A 20840-nucleotide genomic window follows, 5' to 3' on the forward strand; every position below is an offset into this window, starting at 1 on the left:
CCAAAGCACAGCCCAACAAGCCAAGTAGCAAGCAACCAGCAGTAATCCAGCTCTATAAGCTGCCAAGTTGCGACACATCACCAGTAACCCCAAAAGACTTGCATAAGAGAACAGTTGACATTTTAATTCTGGATTACGATCCTTGTGGTTCACAACCATAAAGGGAACCCCATGAAATTTCTCAAGAACGTCCAGTCGTTGGCGGTAGGGGCCATTGTCGGTTCACTATGTTTTGCCACTGCGATCGCTGTTGCACAGACACCAGCCTTCTTTCGTATAGGCACTGGCGGGACAGCCGGTACATATTATCCGATTGGGGGTCTGATAGCGAACGCCATATCCGGCGCTGGCGACAAGGGCGTACCGGGATTGGTTGCCACTGCCGTTTCATCCAATGGCTCCGTCGCAAATATCAATGCAATTCAAGGCGGAGCTTTGGAATCAGGCTTTACCCAGTCCGATGTTGCCTATTGGGCGCATAGCGGCACGGGCCTTTATGAAGGCAAGAACAAAGTAGATGATCTGAGATTGATCGCAACGCTCTATCCTGAAACAATCCATTTAGTGGCCAGAAAGGATGCAGATATAAAGTCTGTTGCCGATCTGAAGGGTAAGCGCGTTTCATTGGACGAGCCAGGATCCGGAACAATTGTGGACGCACGTATTGTGCTTGCTGCATATGGCATTACCGAGAAGGACATTAAAGCCGAACACCTGAAGCCCGGTCCAGCAGGAGATCGTTTGCGCGATGGTGCATTGGATGCCTATTTCTTCGTGGGCGGTTATCCCACGGGAGCTATATCCGAACTGGCAACCTCGAGCGGTATCTCGCTTGTACCGATCAACGGCCCCGAGGCTGACAAGCTGTTGTCGGAAAACAGCTTCTTTGCGAAAGATACGGTACCGGCCGGTGCCTATAAGGACGTTGCCGAAACAGAGACGATCTCAGTTGCTGCCCAATGGGTAACGAGCGCAAAACAACCAGAGGAACTTGTCTATAATATTACCAAGGTAATGTGGAATGACGCTACCCGCGCATCACTTGATGCAGGCCATGCAAAGGGAAAGCTGATAACCCTGAAAAATGCAACGACCGGACTTGGAATACCTCTTCACCCAGGTGCCGAACGCTTTTACAAGGAAGCAGGCGTTCTGAAATAGAACGGACACTTCAGTTGCTGCGCATGCGGCTTTAAGCCGTATGCCATGACCTGCCACAGAAAATGCGACGGAGCACGGGATGCCCATTCCTTCGGCTGAGAGACCACCTTTATCTCCAATGGAGCTGGACGAGGCCAAAGCACGGGAACTTGAAGAACAGTTCGATTCTGAGATTCGGTTTCGGCCGCTTGCTCCAATCGCGGCGCGGCTCGTCGGTGGGCTTTTGGTGGCACTGTCGCTCTTCCACTATTATACGGCTGGTTTTGGCCTTCTTTCTGAAATGGTGCACAGGGGCATCCATCTGTCCTTTGTGCTGGGTCTGGTTTTTCTGGTTTTTCCCTTCTCCCGCAAAGGTTACGACAAACCAGTTAGCGCTTCACTGTGGCGCCCGCTCGGTATTTCTGTACTAGACTGGCTTCTTGCTATCGGCGCGGTAGTCGCGGTTGCGCATGTTCCTTTGATACCGCTCGATGATCTAGCATTTAGAGTAGGCAACCCAACCAAGACAGACGTAGTCCTCGGAGCCCTGCTTATTGTGGTACTCCTTGAAGCAACGCGCCGCTCCGTCGGATGGCCGCTGCCAATCATCGCGCTTCTGTTCATGGCGTATGCGCTATATGGGCCCTCAATGCCTGGCATTTTGATACATCCGGGTGCAACCGTTTCCCAGCTTGTCGATCACCTATATCTGACGACGCAAGGTATTTACGGTATCGCCCTCGGTGTCGTCGCCACCTATGTCTTTCACTTCGTGCTTTTTGGCGTATTCGCTACACGAATTGGTCTCGGGCAACTTTTTCTGGATTGCGCGGCGTGGGTTGCCGGCCGCTATGCAGGTGGGCCAGCGAAGGTTTCGATTTTTGGCTCGGCGCTTTTCGGCATGATCTCCGGTTCCTCCGTCGCCAATACCGTAACGGTTGGTTCGTTGACGATACCCGCAATGATCCGTCTCGGATACAAGCGGCACTTCGCAGCCGCCGTAGAATCGGCCTCCTCAACAGGTGGGCAAATTACGCCACCCATAATGGGTGCGGCGGCTTTTCTGATGATCGAATTTTTGGATTTACCCTATACAACGATCATTCTCGCCGCGATTGTGCCTGCATTTATGCACTTTTTCGGGGTTCTCGTTCAGGTACATTTCGAGGCAAAGCGTACGGGTCTCCGCGGTATGCGGGCCGACGAAATGCCCGACTTAAAAGAAGCCTTCAAGAGGGATTGGCCGACGGTCATTCCACTCATCGTCCTGATAGGAATACTTCTGGTAGGATATACGCCCTATTTGGCAGCTTTCTGGGGCATAACGCTGTGTATTCTCGTTGGTCTTTTTAACCCGCGCAAAAGAATGTCGGTGAGCGAGGTTCTGGAAAGCCTTCGCGATGGAGCAAAATATGCACTGGCAGTTGGGGCCGCCGCTGCCACGGTCGGTATAGTCGTTGGTGTCGTAACCTTAACCGGCGTCGGGTTCAAAATATCGTTCATCGTCACATCAACAGCTGCAGAAATGGCAAGCTGGTTCGGTACCGTGTTGCCAACGATGATGTTCGCCCCCCAGTCCCTAACGCTGCTCTTCACGCTCGTCATGACCGGCATTGTTTGCATCCTTATGGGATGCGGAATTCCGACCACTGCCAATTATATTATCATGGCGACCATTGCGGCCCCAGCACTCGGAATACTTGGCGTTGAGCCGATAGTGGCTCACTTTTTCGTCTTCTATTACGGAGTTCTGGCCGACATTACACCGCCAGTCGCGCTGGCGGCCTACGCTGCAGCTGGCATGGCGGGCGCAGATCCGTTCAAAACAGGAAACACCGCGTTCCGGCTAAGCATGGGTAAGGTGTTGGTACCCTTTGTCTTCGTCTTCTCACCCTCGCTGCTGTTGGTTACGGCCAATTTTACCTGGAGCGCTTTTTTCACGGCCTTCCTTGGCTGTATGCTCGGAATAACCTGTCTCGGCGCTGCACTGTCCGGCTTTATGCTGGTCCGGACAAAATTATGGGAGCAAGTATTGCTTATCCTTGCGGCAATCCTGCTCGTAGTACCGGAGCTCTACTCCTCCCTTATCGGGGCCTTGCTGATCGCGCCCGTGCTCGTAAGGCAAATAAGAGATCTCAAACGATCGCCTCCCATGCCAGTTTCTGGTTAGCATACGCGCTCACGCGTATGCAGGACTGGCTACAATTCATGCTTCTTCTTTGCCTGCAAAGTAATTGGCGAGCAGCGCTCCGGAAATATTGTGCCATACGCTGAAGATGGCACTGGGAACTGCGGCAACCGGAGAAAAATAGCTGCTGGCGAGTGCGGCGCCCAGGCCGCTGTTCTGCATGCCAACCTCAATGGCAATTGCCTTGCGTTTCGACAAGGAAAGCCCGCTGGCTTGGGCCGCAAAAAAACCGAGCAGGTAACCCAGTCCATTATGAAGGACAACGACTGCAAAAATCATGAGGCCAGATTGGAGGATGGCGCCCTTGCTTGCACCAACCACCGCTGCAACGATCAATACAATGCCCACCACGCTAACGAGAGGCAATACCGGCACCGCCGATTTGACAATCGATGGAAGAAGTCTTTGCATCAGGAAGCCCAACGCCAATGGCAACAGGATAACCTTGAGAATGCTGATAAACATGGCCGTGGCGTCAACGGGTAGATATTGACTGGCAAAAAGCCAAACGAGAAATGGCGTGACAAGGGGTGCGGTCAATGTTGTGACGCTTGTGCAGGCAACGCTCAGTGCAACGTCGCCCTTGCTCAAATAGGTCATAACATTGCTTGACGTGCCGCCAGGACAACATCCTACCAAAATGACGCCGGCTGCAATTTCAGGGGACATGGGAATAATTCTAGTCAACAAAACAGCCAGCAAGGGCATTATGATGAACTGGGACATCACGCCGATAAGAACTTCAAAAGGACGTTTTCCTACTTCCTTGAAATCGTCCAATGAAAGGGTAAGACCCATGCCAAACATGATGATGCCGAGCAGGGTTACGATATAAGGCGTCAGCTGCTTAAATGTATCGGGAAACAGAAAGCCGAGAACAGCAAATATTATGACCCATAGCGCAAAGGTCTTGCCAATGAATGCCGAAAAATTTGCAAGAATCTTCAAGGTTGCCTCCCGTGATCTGAGCGAAGGCGTTTAGACGTGGAACGCGTTAAGTTCAATACATCGAGATCACAATTTACAATATTCAAAGGATGAAAGCAGATCCTGACCCAAGCGGGGTGGCGACCGGCACCGAGTGCCGGGTCGCCTTGATTATTTATTTACCTGATGCCTGAGCCGTATAAACATAGCTATCATAACTATATTCGGCCACGCGGAACCATTCAAAAGATTCATCACGGAATTTCTTCCACGCAGGATATATTTTAGCCCATGCAGGATTACTGGCGTTGTATTCTTCATACAACTCGAAGGTCGCCTTGTAGGCAGCATCCATCACATCGCGTGGAAGAGGGCGAAGTTGGACGCCCTTGCCCACTAGCGAGCGAATGGCCGTTGTGTTCTTTACATCATACAGCGCCTGCATGTTGATGTTGGCTGCTTTGCAAGCAGTGTCTAGCGCCACTTTATATGGTTCAGGCAGTGCCTCATATTGGCCCTTGTTGATGTAAAAATGGATAGTCAGTCCGCCTTCCCAGTAAGCTGGATAATAATAATAGGGTGCGATTTGATAAAAGCCCAGGCGCTCGTCGTCGTATGGGCCGACCCACTCGGCGGCATCGATCGTGCCACGCTCCAGAGCAGGATAGATATCGCCTCCCGGGAGCTGCTGAGGCACGACGCCCAGCCTTGACATCACTTCCCCGGCCACGCCTGCAATGCGCATTTTGATGCCCTTAAGATCGGCAACGCTGTTGATCTCCTTGCGGAACCAGCCTCCCATCTGGGCGCCGGTACCGCCGCCGGGTTTCCCGACAACGCCGTAATCCGCGAGGAATTCATCGTAAAGTTCATTGCCACCACCATGATAGAGCCACGCGTTTTGTTGTCTTGCGTTCAAGCCGAAAGGAATTGTCGAACCGATAGCAAATGCTGGATTCTTGCCTGTAAAATAATATCCACATGTATGCGCGATCTCGACCGTGCCTCCCTTGACGGCATCAAGTGCCTGTGCGCCAGGGACCAGTTCGCCGGCTTGGAAAACTTGAATTTGGAATCTACCTTCCGTGATCTTGGACAGCGCCTCTGCCATAACAACAGCGCCGCCATAAATAGTATCGAGATTGTTTGGAAATCCTGAGGTCAGGCGCCAACGCAACGTGGGCAATTCCTGTGCGATTGCTGGAGCGGCAAGAGTGGCCGCGGCCGCCGTGGCAGCGCCGCCAATTGCTGTTTTAGTCAAAAAGCTTCTGCGATCTATTTTATGTGTCATGATGTTCCTCCTGGATTTTGCAGATGTTTTTCACAAACGCGCTGCCAATTAATTACTGGGGAGCGTTGGCTGGTGGTTTGACGGGTTGACCAAAACTTGGCGTGGGCGAACCAAAGGCAGGGGGCGATGGGGCTTGTGGCGAGGGCGCTTGGCCACCGAAAGACGGGGCAGGTGCGCCAAATGGTTGAGGTGGCGTTCCAAATGGATTTGTAGAACCGGCACCGGGCATAGGAACATTCAATTGGATACTCGCCGGATCAACCGCTAGCGCATTGGACTTGTAGTGGGTCACAAGCTGTGGAAACACCATGACGAGTCCGACCATCGTCAACTGAATACCGAGGAAGGGCAGTGCTCCCCAGTAAATCTGTCCTGACGTGACGGGCTGAATTGTGGCTCCCGTAACCCTGTCCTTATAGGCGCGCGACGGTGCCACCGATCGCAGATAAAACAGCGAGAAACCGAACGGCGGATGCATGAACGAGGTCTGCATGTTGATCGCCAGCATGACGCCGAACCATATGAGGTCGATGCCCAACGCATCAGCGACCGGTGCCAATAGCGGGATGATGATGAACGCCAATTCGAAGTAGTCAAGAAAGAACGCCAGGAAGAAAACTAAAAGGTTAGCGATGATTAGAAAGCCAATGACGCCGCCGGGCACGGACGTCATCAGGTGTTCAACCCAGATATGGCCGTTCACACCATAGAAAGTAAGCGAAAACACACGCGCGCCAAGCAAAATGAAAATAACGAAAGAAGAAAGCTTGGCTGTTGCATAGAGCGCAGACGTTATCATCGGCATGTCTAACCTTCGATTGAGGCCAGCGAGTGCCAAAGAACCCACTGCTCCCATGGCTCCGCCTTCGGTCGGGGTTGCCAGACCGATAAATATGGTCCCCAGGACCAGAAAAATCAGCACCAGCGGAGGCACCAGAGACGTTATTACCTTTTGAAGTAGCTTCCACCCGCGCAAGGTTCGTGCCTCGGCAGGCAATGCGGGCACTCGTGTCGGATGAATGAATGACATGACAATGATGTAGGCCGAATAGGCGGCGACAAGCATCAATCCGGGGACCAATGCACCCTTATACATGTCCCCTACGGAGCGGCCAAGCTGGTCGGCAAGAATGATCAACACAAGGCTTGGGGGAATGATTTGAGCCAATGTTCCCGACGCTGCAATAGTGCCTGCCGCTACGCGGCGATCATATCCATAACGGAGCATGATTGGCAGCGATATAAGCCCCATGGAAATAACAGAAGCTGCTACCACGCCTGTGGTTGCTGCGAGAATTGCTCCAACGAAAATGACTGCAAATGCAAGGCCGCCACGGACCGGGCCAAAGAGTTGGCCGATAGTGTCCAGCAATTCTTCGGCCATACCGCTTCGCTCCAGTACCAGTCCCATGAAGGTAAAGAAGGGAATTGCCAGCAAAGTCTCGTTGGACATCTGACCAAATATACGGTCGGGAATAGCGCCGAAAAGATTGATGGGTAGAAGACCCATCTCAATTCCGACAAAGCCAAAGAGAAAGCCGACAAAGGCGAGCGCAAAAGCCACCGGATAGCCCAGCAACAATACGACAATCAGTGACAGGAACATGATTGGCGCGAGATTTTCCGCGATGATGGCAAACATGATTGTTCCCGGATTAGAGTATAGCAGCGTCAGCGTCGGCAATTGCCACGGCGTCAGGAATGTGACCCCTGAGGATCGCGATGCGTTTTATCAGCTCGGAAAGCCCCTGAAGAGCAAGAAGGCCGAAGCCCGCGGGTATCAACGCCCATACCGGCCACAAAAGCAGGCCGCCAGTATTGTTTGAGACTTCGCCGCTGGCTAGTTTTGAAAGAACCACAGGCCAGGAGAGGTAAATCGTGATGAGGCAGAAGGGAAAGAGAAAGAAAAGCGTTCCAAAAACCTCAATCCAGAGTTGCGATCTTCGTTTTATCTGACCGTAGATCAGATCGACCTTCACATGTTCATTGTTAAGCAGAGTGTAGCCGGCAGCAAGTAAAAAGACCGCGGAAAATAAATACCACTGCGCCTCTAGCCACGCATTTGAGCTGACATTGAAGAGTTTACGGGTTGTTGCGTTGATCGCACTGATGAGAACTGCGGCGAGAACAAGCCATGATACCGCCTTGCCGACAAAGGTGTTGATCGCATCAATGGCACGCGACACGGACAATAATACTGACATTGGCATCCTCCCGTGACCGAGCGCTTCCCTAGCGTGTTCCGGCCTGGCGAACTCGTATGTCGCGATGTCAGTTGGGACAAGCCATCTAAATAAACAAATGGACTTGTCTACCCACTAATGGGTATCCGGACCCGACTGGCTGACGAGTCCATTCTCAATGGCGTAACGGGTCAGACCTGCCGTGGAGGTAATATTCAATTTTTTCTTGATGTTCTTGCGATGCGTTTCAACCGTTGTTGCTGAAATCCCCAGAGCAAGTGCGATATCGCGATTGCTGTTGCCTGCTGCTATCAACAGCAGTACGTCATGTTCCCGTGTTGTTAAAGGCAGCGCGTTTTCGGCAGTTCTGCGCTCAAGCAGTACATCCGCAACGCCAGATGAAAAATAGGTTTTTCCAGTCGCCACAGCTTCGATGGCCGAGACTATTTCGTCAGTGGAAACGTCTTTCAAAATATAGCCAGAAGCTCCGTGCATGACCGAAGTGGAGATATATTCGCGGCTGTCATGCATGGAGAGCATCAGAATGCGGGTATCCGGCAATTGTTCTTTGAACAATTCAATAGCTTCGATACCGTTTATTTGTGGCATGTTGATATCCATCAAGACCACGGCCGGTAGGGTCGATTGCGCGATTTCCAAACCTTCTCGTGCAAGCCGCGCAACACCCACAACAGCGATATGCGGATAGGTCTCCAGCAATGCGCGCAGACCGTCCAAGACAAGGGGATGGTTGTCAACCAATAGTACTTTGATTGGGTGGGTCTTGTTCATGCAGCATTTGCCGCAGGCTTGGATTTCAGCATGGCGGATCTTGGCAGCATAGCAGTAAGAGTGGTTCCCTCGACATCTGATTTCACCAGGAGCAAACCGCCAAAGTGGGCCATTCGCTCTTGCATGTTGCGCAAACCGAGTCCGCCAAGACGCGGAGACTTGTCTTTGCCGGGGGGCTGACTGAAGCCGTTTCCATTATCGGAAACGACCATTTGTATACGGCCAGCGTTCGTGGAAACAATGATGTCAACGCGCGTTGCGGCAGCGTGACGCTCGACATTGTTCAAAGCCTCCTGTGCCACACGATAAAGTGCCGTGCTCGCCTCCGCTTTAAGCATGTTTTTATAATCGATCGACGAAAAATTCGCCTCGATGCCAGTCCGTTCAGTGAAATTGTGCACCAGTGCCTGGAGGGCAGGTGCCAGGCCAAGATCGTCAAGAACACGAGGGCGCAAATCATGCGAAAGCCTTCGAACTTCTTTGATAGCGCCATTAAGTGCTTCGGCTCCGCGGTTGATTGCTGTTGCCGCATCAAGGCTTTGACTGTTAACCTTCCTGCTTGCCAGATCAATCGCATACCGTACGCCGACAAGATTTTGCGAAATACCATCATGTAGCTCCCGGGCAAGTCTGGAGCGCTCTTCTTCCTGGGCGTTGATGACACGTTGGGTCAACTGCTTGAGCTTGCTGTCAGCCAGCCGCCGTTCTCGAAGGTTCAAGAGCATGCAAGTGGCAAAAACAATAAGCACTGCTGGCAAGGCGATAAGGGCAACGGTCCAAAACGTATTGCCGATACTGCTGCGAAGATCAGCTTTGGCCGCGGCAGTTTGGGTAAAGACATCATCCAAATAAACCCCTGTGCCAACCATCCACTTCCATTTATCAAGGCCAACGGCGAATGAAAGCTTGTCGGCCATGATTCCGGCAGAAGGTTTCTCCCATTTATACTGGTGCAATCCACCCCCCTGCTTTGCTTTCTCGATCAGATTGGCAATCACCTGATCACCATCGGGGTCTAGCAACCTGAGCCAATTATGGCCGGGACGGAATGCTTGGCGCGGATGAACAACGTTGTTCCCGTCATAATCATAGACAAAGAAATAACCGTCCTTGCCGTAGTCCAAACCCGTGAGGATAGCCCGGACCTGCTCCTTGGCATTCTCGTCATCCGGGCCAGCCGACTGATAAATGTTCTGAATTGCTGAAAGAGCGAGATTGGTAAGATTGAGTAGTTCGGTTTTTTTTGCATCAAGCATATTGCGCTCAAATGTATCGATACTGCTTTGCACTAGGTTCGTTGATTGCAAGGTTAGCAGTGTCGTTACTGATAATATGGCCAGAACCAGCGGAACAATTGCCAGTGCGACGATCTGATGCCTTAAGTTCAAGGTAAGTATCTCCTTGCCGGAAAATGAAAGACAGTGATGTCTTCGTAACTCACAACAACTGTAACATATTTTCGCAATTGGTAAGTCTTTGACAATCAATAGAAGTTGCTACGTCCGCTGATCATCGCGGTCATTGAGCTGGTTTCGGGCGCCTAAAGCCCGTGTCTACTTGCCGGTCTCGCAGCGAGCACGTCGGCTTGCTTCATTAGACCGCCCCCCGGGAACCGCGCATTGTGCGGAAGCACATTCCACTGTCTATGTAACGTGGTTGACATGCGGATGGGCTTCTGGTTATTTGCTATTACAAATGTGAATTATTTTCACTTTTGTTGTTTTTAGAAGAGTTCTGGGGAGGAACACCATGCTCAACCGTCGTCGTTTCGTTACGAAAACCGCTGCTTCTGTTTTTACGCTTGCTCTCGCATTTGGTTTGGGAATGCCCGTGCTCTCGGCTCGCGCCGAGGGTTTGAAGATTGGATTTAGCCAGGTAACTCTGCAATCTCCGTTTTATGTTCAATTGAAAACCGGTGCGGAGGCCGCGGCTAAGGCGGGCGGAGATACATTGATATTTCTTGATGCAAACGGAGATGTCAGCAAGCAGAACAATGATATCCAGGATCTGATTACACAGGGCGTCAATGCGCTCATTATCAATCCGGTCAACCCGGATGCGGTCGTTCCATCACTCGAAGCAGCTGTGGCTGCTGGTATCCCGGTGATCACGGTGGATCGTAGCGTTAACGGTACTGGTGTAACTGCTCATGTGGGTCGCGATAACAAGAAAATGGGCCAATTGGTCGGTGAAGCTGTCGTAGCCAGATTGAAAGCGGACGGAGTTGAAAAGGCCAAGATTATTGAAATTCAAGGGGATGCGGGCGGCGCTGTCATGATGGATCGCCGAGATGGCTTTCATGCGGCCCTGGAGGGTACTGGCCACACCATCGTCGAGGGGCCTTATGCTGAATATATTCGCGCCAATGCGGTAACGGCTATGCAGGATCTGTTGCAGGCAAACCCTGATGTTAAAGTTGTCTATGCCCATAATGACGATATGGCGCTTGGAGCTTTGCAGGTACTCAAGGAGAATAACCGGAATGATGTTCTCGTTGCGGGTGTTGACGGCTTGTCTGAAGCGCTGAGCATCATTGCCGATGGTGGCAACTATATCGGTTCAGCTCTCAACGATCCGAAATATCTCGGGGACGTTACGATTCAGGTCGCGCGGGAGGCATCTGCCAAGAAGGAAGTGGCGAAATTCGTCGATGCAGGTTCGACACTTGTCACCTCCAAAAATGTTGCTGATTTCCCGCGTCAGGGACTTTTTGCCGAATATCGCCCGAGCGTTCTCGGTCAGTAATAGCCTCTCCCAAGGCCTGCGGGGCAGGGCACATCCTGCCCCGCGATCTCTTTATCAATTCCAAGGATTACCAGATGCGTGCTGCAGTACTTTATGCCCCAGGCGATATTCGTCTTGAAAATGTCCCGGTTCCACAATTGCTTTCCGGCCATGTGAAAATACGGGTTGCAGCTGTTGGTGTTTGCGGCTCTGACATGCCGCGTATGCTGATCAAGGGCGCACACAAGATGCCGCTCATTTGCGGTCATGAGTTTTCCGGTCATATCACCGAAATTGGCGAGGGCGTTGAAGGTTTCGAAATTGGCGAACTTGTGGCCATTCCACCGATGCTGCCATGCTATAAATGTGACCAATGTCAGCAGGGACAGTTTTCGCGTTGCCGGGACTATGATTATTTCGGTTCACGCCGTGATGGGGCCTATGCGGAATATGTCTGTGTTCCGGTATCCAATTTGTTGAAGACGCCAAAAAATATAGATCCGCGAGCGGTGGCAATGACCGACCCTGCTTCAATTGCGCTCCACGCGATTTGGAAAGCAGGCGGAATGACGATGGGTCAGCGTGGCGGTGTCATCGGTTGCGGTCCCATTGGTCTGTTCGCTATCCAATGGATGCGGCTGATGGGAGCCAGCGAAGTTGTAGCAATTGATGTTTCCGAAGAGAAACTGGCGATGGCGCGGCGTGCAGGCGCCAAGCATACGTTTCTTGCCGGTGCTGAGATTCCAGCTGATTTGCTCTGCGATACAATTGTCGAAGCTGCAGGGCATCCTTCGTCAGTCAATATGGCGGTGAAGTTGGCAGCGCCAAGCGGGCATGTTGTTTTCATTGGGATACCGGTTGCGGAAGTGGCTTTGGAAAACAAAACTTTCCAGCATTTTCTCCGCCAGGAGATATCGCTGCACGGTTCATGGAATTCCTTTGGCTCCCCATATCCTGGTCGCCAGTGGACCGTTACATTGGACAAACTCGGCTCTGGCCAACTCGAATGGGAGTTTATGATCACCCACGACCTTGATCTCGCTGAATTGCCAGGCATGTTTGAAAAATTCCGGACCGACAAATCCATGTTCTTCTCGAAAGTGATGTTCCGCCCATAATGGTGTGGAAAGGGAGGATACAAGAGTGACATTGGTTCTGAACTTTGATCTCGGCACGGGAGGTGTCAGGGCTGGAGTTTACGATGTAGAGGGCAGAGTAATGCTCTCTTTGTCGGAAGCCAGTTATGACACAACCTATCCGCGTGCTGGCTGGGCAGAGCAGCAGGCTGAGGACTGGTGGGCTGCGGTGCTGACAGCCGGGCGTGAGGCAATCGCTCGATGCGGCTCCAACGAAATTGCAGCTGTATGCGCGGCCACAACGGCTTCTTCGGTTGTCGTCTGTGACAAGGAAAGCAAGCCGCTTTATCCGGCAATTCTATGGATGGATTGCCGTGCCAGCGAAGAAGCCCGAGCCACTGAAACAGTAAAACATCCGGTTATGGATTATAGCGGCGGTGGCGACGCTGCCGAATGGCTGGTGCCCAAGGCGATGTGGCTTTCTGCCAATGAGCCTGCGATTTTTGAGAAAGCGGACGTCATCTGCGAAGCGCTGGATTTTATCAATTTCCGGCTCTGTGGGGAGTGGTCCGGCTCGCGCATGAATGCCGCCTGCAAGTGGAACTATGATTCCAAAAACGGCAGTTTCGTTCCGGAAATTTATGATGCGCTTGGCATTTCCCGATTGCAGCAAAAACTACCGCAGCGGATTATTCCAGTAGGCGATGTTATCGGAAATTTGCAACCAGGCATTGCGGATGCCTTGGGTATTTCCGGACAGGCAATCGTTGTGCAGGGCGGTATCGACGCCCATATAGGATTGCTCGGTGCCGGTACAGTTGCCGCTGGCGGAATGCTAATCATTGGCGGAACATCAGTTGTTCATTTGACCCATTTGAATGAACAAAGTGACGTAAGCGGTTTCTGGGGTCCTTATCCAAATGCGTTGGTGGATGGGCTTTGGCTGGTAGAAGCCGGGCAGGTGTCGGCCGGTTCGATCCTTAACTGGTTCAGCCAGAAGCTATTCGGCCTTGATGAGCAAGGACATACCGATCTGATCAAGAAGGCCTCCAATGCATCTGGGGGCGGTTCGGGTTTGTTGACTCTGGACTACTGGATGGGAAACCGTACGCCATACCGCGACGCTGATCTACGCGGTGCCGTACTTGGACTGTCCCTTGGACACGACCGGGCAGACCTATACGCTTCGGCCGTCGATTCCATCGCATTAGGCTCAGCCAATATCGTTGCTGTCCTTGAACAGCGCGGTGTCAACGTCGAGCGGATTGTCGTTGCCGGCGGCATTTGTAAAAATCCACTATGGTTGCAAGCAACAGTGGATGCTCTGCAGCGTTCGGTACATGTTGCGTATGACGATAATCTTTCGCTTGTCGGTACAGCCGTCTGTTCTGCCCATGCTCTCGGTCTGTTTCCGGATTTGATCACTGCGTCTGAAGCCTGTGCTGCTCCGACCAAAGAAATGCTTCCGGATGCGCAACGGTCAAAACGCTATCGCGAGACGATGGAACTTTATAGAAATGCAACGGAATCATTGACACCGGTGCTCCACGCCTTGAGTGCACGGCAAAGGGCAGGAGCCGAACGATGAACGATGCACGTCAAAACCCGTCCGTACGATTGCCCTCCGATGAGCAGCGTGAACATCTCATGGTTCGCGTAGCCAAGCTTTATTATGATCTCGACAAAACCCAGAGCGAGATCGCCAAGGAACTTGGTCTGACCCGCTGGCAGATCGCCCGCCTCATGACTGAGGCGAAGGAATTGGGTGTTGTCCGTATTGAGATAACGCCGCGTGCTTACCGGAAGACGGAACTCGAGGTGAGGTTGCAGCAGGAGTTTGGTCTTCGCGATGCAATTGTCGTTCCTTCGGGCGGTTCAACCGATTCAGCTCTGCTTATGGAGAGTGTTGCCCAGGCTGCCGCGCGGTATTTGGCAGGACTTAATCCAAAGGCAGAACTGATCGGCGTTTCATGGGGTCGCACAATGTCGGCCGTGGCGCGCTTTCTGCCCAATAATTGGAATCCTGGTGTGCATGTCGTGCTGGTTAATGGCGCGACCAATTTGCGCTCGACGGTAACACACACCAGTGCCGTGGCAGAAGAGTTCGCCAAGGCTGGCAATGGCACCGCAACGCTTTTGCCTGTTCCTGCTATTGTCGGGAAAAAGAGCACGCGCGAGGTTCTTGAAGAAGATCCAATTATTGAACGTGTACTGAAGCTAGCCATGCAGGCTGATATTGTCTGCTTTGGCATGGGCGGAATTACCCATGAATCAGTGCTGCTAAGTTCCGGCTATCTGGATGAAGCAGATATAGACCGGCTTAAAGATGCCGGCGCTGTGGGTGATATTCTCGGACGCTTCGTCGATAAGGATGGCAAAATCGTTGATACAGCGATTGATGACCGTACCGTTGGCATGCGCCTTGAACTGCTGAAAAACAAGCAGTGGTCAATTGGTGTGGTCGCGGGAGAGGAAAAATTCAAGATCGCAACCTCGGTGTTAAAAGCCGGCTACGTATCAGTCATTGTTACCGATGAGGCCACCGCCCGTTATGCATTGGGGATAAGCGATGATACGTGACGTTCTGACGGTTAAAAACGTTTCAAAGACATTTCTGCCGAACATTATCGCACTGGAATCGGCATCGCTTGAAGTCCGTGCAGGTGAGGTCCACTGTCTGCTCGGGGCAAATGGTGCCGGGAAGTCGACGCTGCTCAAAATCATAGCGGGAGCTTTTCGGCCAACAGGCGGACAGCTTGCGCTGGAAGGTAATCCTGTAGAATTGCGCAGTCCGGCAGAAGCATCGCGACTTGGCATTTCCATGATCTATCAGGAGTTGGATCTTGTCCCGCAACTAACTGTCGAACAAAATCTATTTCTCGGTCATGCGCCGGGCAAGTTTGGTCTGATTGATCACAAGGCAAGGCGCAAGCGCGCCCACGAAGCTTTGCGGCGGGTTGGTGCAAATTTCGCCGCCGATGCGCGTGTTGAAACTCTATCTGTTGCCAACCAGCAGCTGACCGCAATCGCCCGCTCGCTCACCATGGATGCGAAAATCATTATCATGGATGAGCCTTCGGCATCGCTCAATGAGACTGAGCTGAAGAGCATATTCGAAGTTATCCGCGATTTGGTGAAGCATGGCGTCGCAATTGTTTATGTCAGTCACCGGCTTGGTGAATTGCGTGAGATCGGTGATCGGGTTACGGTTTTGCGCGGCGGCAAGACTATCGGAACGTACGATATTGCTGACACCACCGATGAGCAACTTGTTACCGCCATCATAGGCAAGGAGCGTTCGCTGATTGAACGTAAGGTCCGCAAGCCGGTTACAGGCAAGGTAGCGTTGAAAGTCAACAGGCTGCGTGGTGCAGAGGGTCTCAATATTTCTGGACTTGATGTGCGCTGGGGTGAAGTTGTCGGCCTTACCGGACTTAACGGATCAGGCCGCACGTCGTTTCTGAAAGCTTTGTTTGGAGCGCACCATTTCGAAGGTGAGATATTGCTGGAAGACAAGAACTTCCGTCCACGTCATCCGGCAGACTCTATTCGATGTGGTTTGGGCCTCGTACCGGAGAACCGCAAGACCGAGGGTTTGATACTACACGCGCCCATCTACAAAAACGCGACGTTACCTTCCATGCGCCAGAGCTGGTTGACGCGCCATTCGCTCCAAAAACAGAAGGCAACACCGGTCCTTCAAAGTCTTTCCACCAAGTATGGCAAGCCGGAACAGGCTGTGGTGCAGCTTTCCGGTGGCAATCAGCAGAAAATTGTCCTGGCGAAGTGGATCATCAATGGCGCCCGTGTACTTCTGCTGGATGAGCCAAGCCGTGGTCTAGATATTGGGGCGAAAGCCGATCTCTATAATCTGGTGGATAAATTGGCAGAAGATGGCGCAGCGGTAATTGTTGCCAGCAGCGAACTCGAAGAACTCTATGCTGCCTGCGATGCAATCTGGGTCTTCCATGAGGGCCGCAATATTGGACGATATGATCCGTCCATCACCGACCGCGATACAATTCTGCGGGCTACAATATTGGGTGAACACCATGTCTAAAACAGCAATATCCGCCGCTCAGCTGCCTTCGCCGGGGTTGGGTAAACGGGCCATTGATCTCGGTATCGAGTATAATTTCATTGTCATCTTTTTGGCGGTGGTAGCGATCGCGACAACGTTGTCTGATAATTTTCTGACTTTCGCAAACATAGCCAACCTCTTCCAACAGGCAGCCGTGGTAGGCGTCGTTGCCATTGGGATGACCTTTGTCATTCTCACAGGGAATATTGATTTGTCTGTGGGTAGCATTGTAGCACTGTGCGGTATGCTGGTGGCAGTGCTCATGTCCAACGGTTTCGATCCATTCATCGCAGTTGCAATAACGGTTTTGGCGGGAACAGCCTGTGGCGCAGCCATGGGTGCGACGAGCGCTCTGGCACAAGTGCCGAGCTTCATTGTAACTTTGGCCGGCCTCGTCTCTTTCCGGGGCATTACCTATCTTCTGACCGATGGCGTGCCAGTCAGCGGGCTGCCGCAAGGTTTTGCCGCCATCGGCTCAACGATGGTGCCAATCTTTCCCGGCTTTGCCATTTCGTCCATGGGGCTGATCTTTATAGGCCTTTGCATTGTGGCAGGGCTTGTGCTGCGGCTTACAGTCTTTGGTGAGTATGTGTTTGCGACAGGTGGCAATCCGGAAGCTGCCCGTCTTTCCGGTCTACCCACCCGCTTGATTGTCACGGCCGTCTTTGCTGTTTCCGGCTTCATGGCGGCTCTCGGTGGAATTCTTTTGACATCGCGTTTGCGCATCGGTCAGCCAACAGCAGCGCAAGGCCTGGAGCTTGACGCCATCGCAGCGGTTGTCCTTGGCGGTACAAGCCTTTTTGGCGGTCGCGGTGGTGTTCTCGGCACATTCTTTGCCGTAATGTTGCTTCAAGTTCTTAGAAACATATTCAATCTTCTGGGATTGGGCTCCTTCTATCAGATGACCGTCACCGGACTCATCATAGTTGCAGCTATTTTGCTCAATCGCTTCATAGATCACAGGAAGGGTCGTGGATGAACACGCAAGACTTATCGGTTGCCAAGGGCACGCACTTAGCCGTGCAGAAAGCTCATGCGCGCAACACCGGCACTGAACTGAAACCTGAGTGGTTTGAGGATATTGCTGTCAACCGTTCTGCCACGGAACGCCGTGCTGCCACTCTGACGACACGCCGGACCGTAAAGAAGGAATATCAGGCTGCTTGGCTGGTAAAAGCGATCACATGTATTGACCTCACCACACTGGCAGGTGACGACACGGCAGGGCGTGTTCAGCGGCTTTGCGCGAAGGCAAAACGTCCGGTTCGCATAGACATACTTGAAGCGCTTGGCCTTGGCGATGCCAATATTACGACGGGCGCGGTGTGCGTTTATCCTACTATGGTTGGGCACGCTGTTAAGGCCTTGCGCGGAACGAACATTCCTGTTGCATCGGTTGCGACCGGCTTTCCCGCTGGCTTGACGCCATTGCCGCAGCGCCTTGCCGAAATCAAATATGCGGTAGGCGAGGGTGCCAAGGAAATTGATATTGTTATCAATCGCGAGCAGGTTCTTACGCAGAATTGGGAAGCGCTCTACGACGAGATCGTGCAGATGCGCGAAGCCTCTGGCGAAGCGCATTTGAAAGCAATTCTCGCAACTGGCGACCTCAATACGCTACGCAATGTTTATCGTGCTTCCATGGTCGCAATGCAGGCTGGTGCCGATTTCATTAAGACATCCACAGGCAAGGAAGATGTCAATGCAACTTTGCCTGTCAGTTTGATCATGTTGCGTGCCTTGCGTGATTTTGGCGAATATTCGGGCCAGATCGTTGGATTCAAGCCTGCCGGCGGTATGAAGACTGCCAAGGACGCCATGAATTGGCTGATCCTGATGAAGGAGGAATTGGGCCTGCCCTGGCTGCAGCCGGATCTTTTCCGCCTTGGTGCCAGCTCGATGCTTGGAGATATCGAACGGCAACTCGAACATTATGTGACGGGCCGTTATGCCGCGTCTTCGCGCCACGCGCTCGCTTAAGGAAACAAACATGGGACAGATCAAGGATATTCTTCGCACCATGGAATATGGCCCGGCACCGGAAAGTAATACTGACGTTCAAGCCTGGCTCGATGCCAATAACCAAGGTTTCGGACATTTCATCAATGGTAAGTTCACCAGCATTGAAGGTCGCGATCTGATTGCCGTTATGAACCCTGCAAACGGTTCTCCGTTGGGAAAAGTGGTGCAAGGCACGACCGCTGATGTGGATGCGGCGGTAAAGGCTGCTCGCGCAGCATTCGGAAAATGGTCGGTATTGCCCGGGCATGAGCGGGCCAAGTATCTATACGCCATTGCACGGCATATACAAAAGCGTGAGCGCTTTTTCTCCGTGTTGGAAACAATGGATAATGGCAAGCCTATCCGGGAGACGCGGGATATTGATATTCCGCTTGTCGCCCGTCATTTCTATCATCATGCCGGTTGGGCAGAAATGGTCGAGACAGAATTCGAAGGATATTCTCCGGTCGGCGTTTGCGGTCAGGTCATTCCATGGAACTTTCCCTTGCTTATGCTGGCATGGAAGGTCGCTCCGGCACTTGCTGCCGGTAACACCGTTGTCCTTAAACCTGCCGAACTGACGCCGTTAACGGCTATCGCTTTCGCGGAGATCTGCCATGAGGTGGGTCTGCCTGCGGGTGTGGTGAATATTGTTCATGGCGATGGCACAACTGGTGCTGCTATTTGCGGCCATAAGGATGTGGACAAGGTAGCATTTACCGGCTCCACCGAGGTTGGCCGGATCATCCGCGAGCAGATTGCCGGATCGGAAAAAAAGCTCTCCTTGGAACTCGGTGGCAAGTCGCCCTTCATTGTTTTTGAAGATGCGGATATTGACGGCGCCATTGAAGGGGTTGTTGATGCAATCTGGTTCAATCAAGGTGAGGTGTGCTGCGCTGGATCCCGTATTCTTGTGCAGGAAGGTGTTGCCGAGCGCTTTTACAACAAGCTGCGCAAACGCATGGAGACGCTGCGTGTTGGAGATCCACTCGACAAGACAATGGATATAGGTGCTTTGGTTTCGCCAGGTCAGTTGAAACGCGTGACGTCGCTTGTTGAAAAGGGCAAGACAGAAGGGGGCACACTTTGGCAAGCGCCCGTGAAACTCCCGGCCAAGGGTAATTTCTTTGCTCCAGCTTTCTTTACGGATGTGGATCCGGCATCGACTGTCTGCGAAGTCGAAATATTTGGTCCTGTCGCGACGACGACTACTTTCCGTACACCCGACGAGGCAATTGCCTTGGCGAACAATACAAAATACGGGCTTGCCGCTTCAATCTGGTCCGAGAATATCAACCTGGCCCTTGATATGGCTGCACGGGTGAAAGCTGGTGTTGTCTGGATCAATTCAACCAATCTTCTCGATGCCGGCGCAGGCTTTGGCGGCTATCGCGAATCCGGCTTTGGTAGGGAAGGTGGTCGCGAAGGTCTTTATGAATATCTCACCGCTGATTGGGAAAAGCGCTTGCCGCTAGCAAAGGCCGAACAGCCTTTGAAACTATCGGCGGCCCCGGACGGAGATGCAAAGGTTGCTCAGGGTGGATCCATTGACCGTACGGCCAAGAACTATGTCGGCGGCAAACAAGCTCGACCGGACGGAGGCTACTCCTATTCCGTCCTTGGCAAAGGCGGTCAGATCGTCGGCCATGCCGGCATCGGCAATCGGAAAGACATTCGTAATGCGGTAGAAGCGGCAACCAAAGCTGGAGGCTGGGGAAGTGCAACTGCACACAACCGCGCTCAGGTGCTTTATTATCTTGGCGAAAACCTTGATGCCCGCCGTGCGGAATTCGAAGCACTTTTGGTCGAAAGCACCGGCGTGTCGGCCAAGGCGGCGGCAGAAGAGTTTGATACGGCGCTGCGACGCATCTTCTATTATGCTGCACAGGCCGACAAATATGATGGTGCTGTCCACGCGACCAAGTCACGCCATGTGACGCTGGCTATGAATGAGCCCTTTGGCATTGTCGGTATAGTTTGTCCGGATGAAAACCCACTTCTGTCCTTTGTTTCGCTGGTGCTTCCGGCCATTTCGATGGGCAATCGTGTAGTGGTCGTGCCGTCTGCTCGGCATCCGCTGCTTGCAACCAATCTGTATCAGGTGCTCGACACATCCGACGTGCCCGGCGGGGTTATTAATATCATTACCGGTGAACGCGACGTTCTTGCCAAGACGTTGGCCGAACATGATGAAGTTGATGCGATCTGGTATATCGGCTCCAAGGAAGGCAGTGCCATGGTGGAGCGAGCCTCATGTGGAAATTTGAAGACCACATGGGTCAGCAATGGCCGTCAGCGCGACTGGCTGGGCGGCAAGGCGCAAGGCAAGGAATATTTGCGCCGGGCTGTACAAGTCAAAAATATATGGGTTCCTTACGGCGAGTAAGAAACTTACATAGGCGGACAGTACTGTCGGTAGTGATAGGATAGGAGCCGA

Annotated in this window: 16 protein-coding genes; 10 read left to right on the plus strand and 6 right to left on the minus strand. The window is 52.5% G+C overall.

Translation table 11 applies throughout. The features are described 5' to 3' along the window. The first annotated feature begins 171 nt into the window (after positions 1–171). Entirely contained in the window at positions 172–1161 is a 990-nt protein-coding gene (locus tag AC6CHM_RS19390; protein WP_337355045.1) for a TAXI family TRAP transporter solute-binding subunit, read from the plus strand. A 79-nt stretch (positions 1162–1240) separates the two neighbouring features. Next, the gene (locus tag AC6CHM_RS19395) at positions 1241–3310 is read left to right on the plus strand and encodes a TRAP transporter permease (protein ID WP_354346978.1); all 2070 of its coding nucleotides are present in this window, start codon (positions 1241–1243) and stop codon (positions 3308–3310) included. A gap of 36 nt (positions 3311–3346) precedes the next feature. Here AC6CHM_RS19395 and AC6CHM_RS19400 read toward each other — a convergent pair whose 3' ends face one another. The 6 genes from AC6CHM_RS19400 to mctS all read right to left on the minus strand — a co-directional run bounded on the left by AC6CHM_RS19400 (position 3347) and on the right by mctS (position 9909). After that, positions 3347–4276 carry a bile acid:sodium symporter family protein gene (locus AC6CHM_RS19400; protein WP_307277601.1) on the minus strand — a complete coding sequence of 310 codons (930 nt, stop codon included), beginning with the start codon at positions 4274–4276 and terminating at the stop codon, positions 3347–3349. 154 nt (positions 4277–4430) lie between these two features. Beyond that, complete coding sequence (locus tag AC6CHM_RS19405) at positions 4431–5546, minus strand: TRAP transporter substrate-binding protein (protein WP_307277603.1); 1116 nt, start codon at positions 5544–5546, stop codon at positions 4431–4433. 52 nt (positions 5547–5598) lie between these two features. Continuing rightward, the gene (locus AC6CHM_RS19410; RefSeq protein ID WP_307277607.1) at positions 5599–7188 is read right to left on the minus strand and encodes a TRAP transporter large permease; all 1590 of its coding nucleotides are present in this window, start codon (positions 7186–7188) and stop codon (positions 5599–5601) included. Positions 7189–7201: 13 nt separating this feature from the next. Then, positions 7202–7750 (minus strand): TRAP transporter small permease subunit, encoded by a 549-nt coding sequence (locus tag AC6CHM_RS19415; protein ID WP_307277609.1) that lies wholly within the window; start codon positions 7748–7750, stop codon positions 7202–7204. 114 nt (positions 7751–7864) lie between these two features. Further along, on the minus strand, positions 7865–8521 hold the full coding sequence (gene mctR / locus AC6CHM_RS19420; RefSeq protein WP_307277614.1) for a two-component system response regulator MctR: 657 nt from the start codon (positions 8519–8521) through the stop codon (positions 7865–7867). Further along, positions 8518–9909 carry a two-component system sensor histidine kinase MctS gene (gene mctS / locus AC6CHM_RS19425; protein WP_354346983.1) on the minus strand — a complete coding sequence of 464 codons (1392 nt, stop codon included), beginning with the start codon at positions 9907–9909 and terminating at the stop codon, positions 8518–8520. Before mctS ends, mctR begins: the two co-directional genes overlap by 4 nt. Positions 9910–10270: 361 nt before the next feature. On the opposite strand from mctS, the gene AC6CHM_RS19430 reads away from it, so the two are divergent. The 8 genes from AC6CHM_RS19430 to AC6CHM_RS19465 all read left to right on the plus strand — a co-directional run bounded on the left by AC6CHM_RS19430 (position 10271) and on the right by AC6CHM_RS19465 (position 20789). After that, positions 10271–11266: a substrate-binding domain-containing protein gene (locus AC6CHM_RS19430; RefSeq protein ID WP_354346985.1), complete on the plus strand. Its 996-nt coding sequence runs from the start codon at positions 10271–10273 to the stop codon at positions 11264–11266. Between the two features lie 74 nt (positions 11267–11340). After that, positions 11341–12363 carry a galactitol-1-phosphate 5-dehydrogenase gene (locus AC6CHM_RS19435; RefSeq protein WP_498174208.1) on the plus strand — a complete coding sequence of 341 codons (1023 nt, stop codon included), beginning with the start codon at positions 11341–11343 and terminating at the stop codon, positions 12361–12363. Between the two features lie 25 nt (positions 12364–12388). Then, positions 12389–13909: an FGGY-family carbohydrate kinase gene (locus AC6CHM_RS19440; protein ID WP_498174210.1), complete on the plus strand. Its 1521-nt coding sequence runs from the start codon at positions 12389–12391 to the stop codon at positions 13907–13909. After that, the gene (locus tag AC6CHM_RS19445) at positions 13906–14901 is read left to right on the plus strand and encodes a sugar-binding transcriptional regulator (RefSeq protein WP_115054074.1); all 996 of its coding nucleotides are present in this window, start codon (positions 13906–13908) and stop codon (positions 14899–14901) included. The genes AC6CHM_RS19440 and AC6CHM_RS19445 overlap by 4 nt, the downstream gene beginning before the upstream one ends. Further along, positions 14891–16381, plus strand: coding sequence for a sugar ABC transporter ATP-binding protein (locus AC6CHM_RS19450; protein ID WP_498174212.1), 1491 nt, complete (start codon positions 14891–14893; stop codon positions 16379–16381). Before AC6CHM_RS19445 ends, AC6CHM_RS19450 begins: the two co-directional genes overlap by 11 nt. Next, a complete protein-coding gene (locus AC6CHM_RS19455) occupies positions 16374–17381 on the plus strand; it encodes an ABC transporter permease (RefSeq protein ID WP_115054072.1) in 1008 nt (335 codons plus the stop codon). The genes AC6CHM_RS19450 and AC6CHM_RS19455 overlap by 8 nt, the downstream gene beginning before the upstream one ends. Then, positions 17378–18382 carry a deoxyribose-phosphate aldolase gene (gene deoC, locus AC6CHM_RS19460; RefSeq protein WP_498174215.1) on the plus strand — a complete coding sequence of 335 codons (1005 nt, stop codon included), beginning with the start codon at positions 17378–17380 and terminating at the stop codon, positions 18380–18382. Before AC6CHM_RS19455 ends, deoC begins: the two co-directional genes overlap by 4 nt. A gap of 10 nt (positions 18383–18392) precedes the next feature. Beyond that, positions 18393–20789, plus strand: a complete 2397-nt coding sequence (locus tag AC6CHM_RS19465; protein ID WP_498174217.1) for an aldehyde dehydrogenase family protein — start codon at positions 18393–18395, stop codon at positions 20787–20789. Positions 20790–20840: the final 51 nt, after the last annotated feature.

The organism is Phyllobacterium sp. GQ127, from assembly GCF_059758635.1.

Excerpts from the sequence above, each read along its gene's own strand:
- AC6CHM_RS19445 (WP_115054074.1), top strand. The coding sequence starts at position 13,906 with ATGAACGATGCACGTCAAAACCCGTCCGTACGATTGCCCTCCGATGAG.
- AC6CHM_RS19465 (WP_498174217.1), top strand. The coding sequence starts at position 18,393 with ATGGGACAGATCAAGGATATTCTTCGCACCATGGAATATGGCCCGGCA.
- AC6CHM_RS19455 (WP_115054072.1), top strand. The coding sequence starts at position 16,374 with ATGTCTAAAACAGCAATATCCGCCGCTCAGCTGCCTTCGCCGGGGTTG.
- deoC (WP_498174215.1), top strand. The coding sequence starts at position 17,378 with ATGAACACGCAAGACTTATCGGTTGCCAAGGGCACGCACTTAGCCGTG.
- AC6CHM_RS19405 (WP_307277603.1), bottom strand. The coding sequence starts at position 5,546 with ATGACACATAAAATAGATCGCAGAAGCTTTTTGACTAAAACAGCAATT.
- AC6CHM_RS19450 (WP_498174212.1), top strand. The coding sequence starts at position 14,891 with ATGATACGTGACGTTCTGACGGTTAAAAACGTTTCAAAGACATTTCTG.
- AC6CHM_RS19410 (WP_307277607.1), bottom strand. The coding sequence starts at position 7,188 with ATGTTTGCCATCATCGCGGAAAATCTCGCGCCAATCATGTTCCTGTCA.
- AC6CHM_RS19415 (WP_307277609.1), bottom strand. The coding sequence starts at position 7,750 with ATGTCAGTATTATTGTCCGTGTCGCGTGCCATTGATGCGATCAACACC.
- AC6CHM_RS19390 (WP_337355045.1), top strand. The coding sequence starts at position 172 with ATGAAATTTCTCAAGAACGTCCAGTCGTTGGCGGTAGGGGCCATTGTC.
- mctR (WP_307277614.1), bottom strand. The coding sequence starts at position 8,521 with ATGAACAAGACCCACCCAATCAAAGTACTATTGGTTGACAACCATCCC.
- AC6CHM_RS19395 (WP_354346978.1), top strand. The coding sequence starts at position 1,241 with ATGCCCATTCCTTCGGCTGAGAGACCACCTTTATCTCCAATGGAGCTG.
- AC6CHM_RS19435 (WP_498174208.1), top strand. The coding sequence starts at position 11,341 with ATGCGTGCTGCAGTACTTTATGCCCCAGGCGATATTCGTCTTGAAAAT.
- AC6CHM_RS19430 (WP_354346985.1), top strand. The coding sequence starts at position 10,271 with ATGCTCAACCGTCGTCGTTTCGTTACGAAAACCGCTGCTTCTGTTTTT.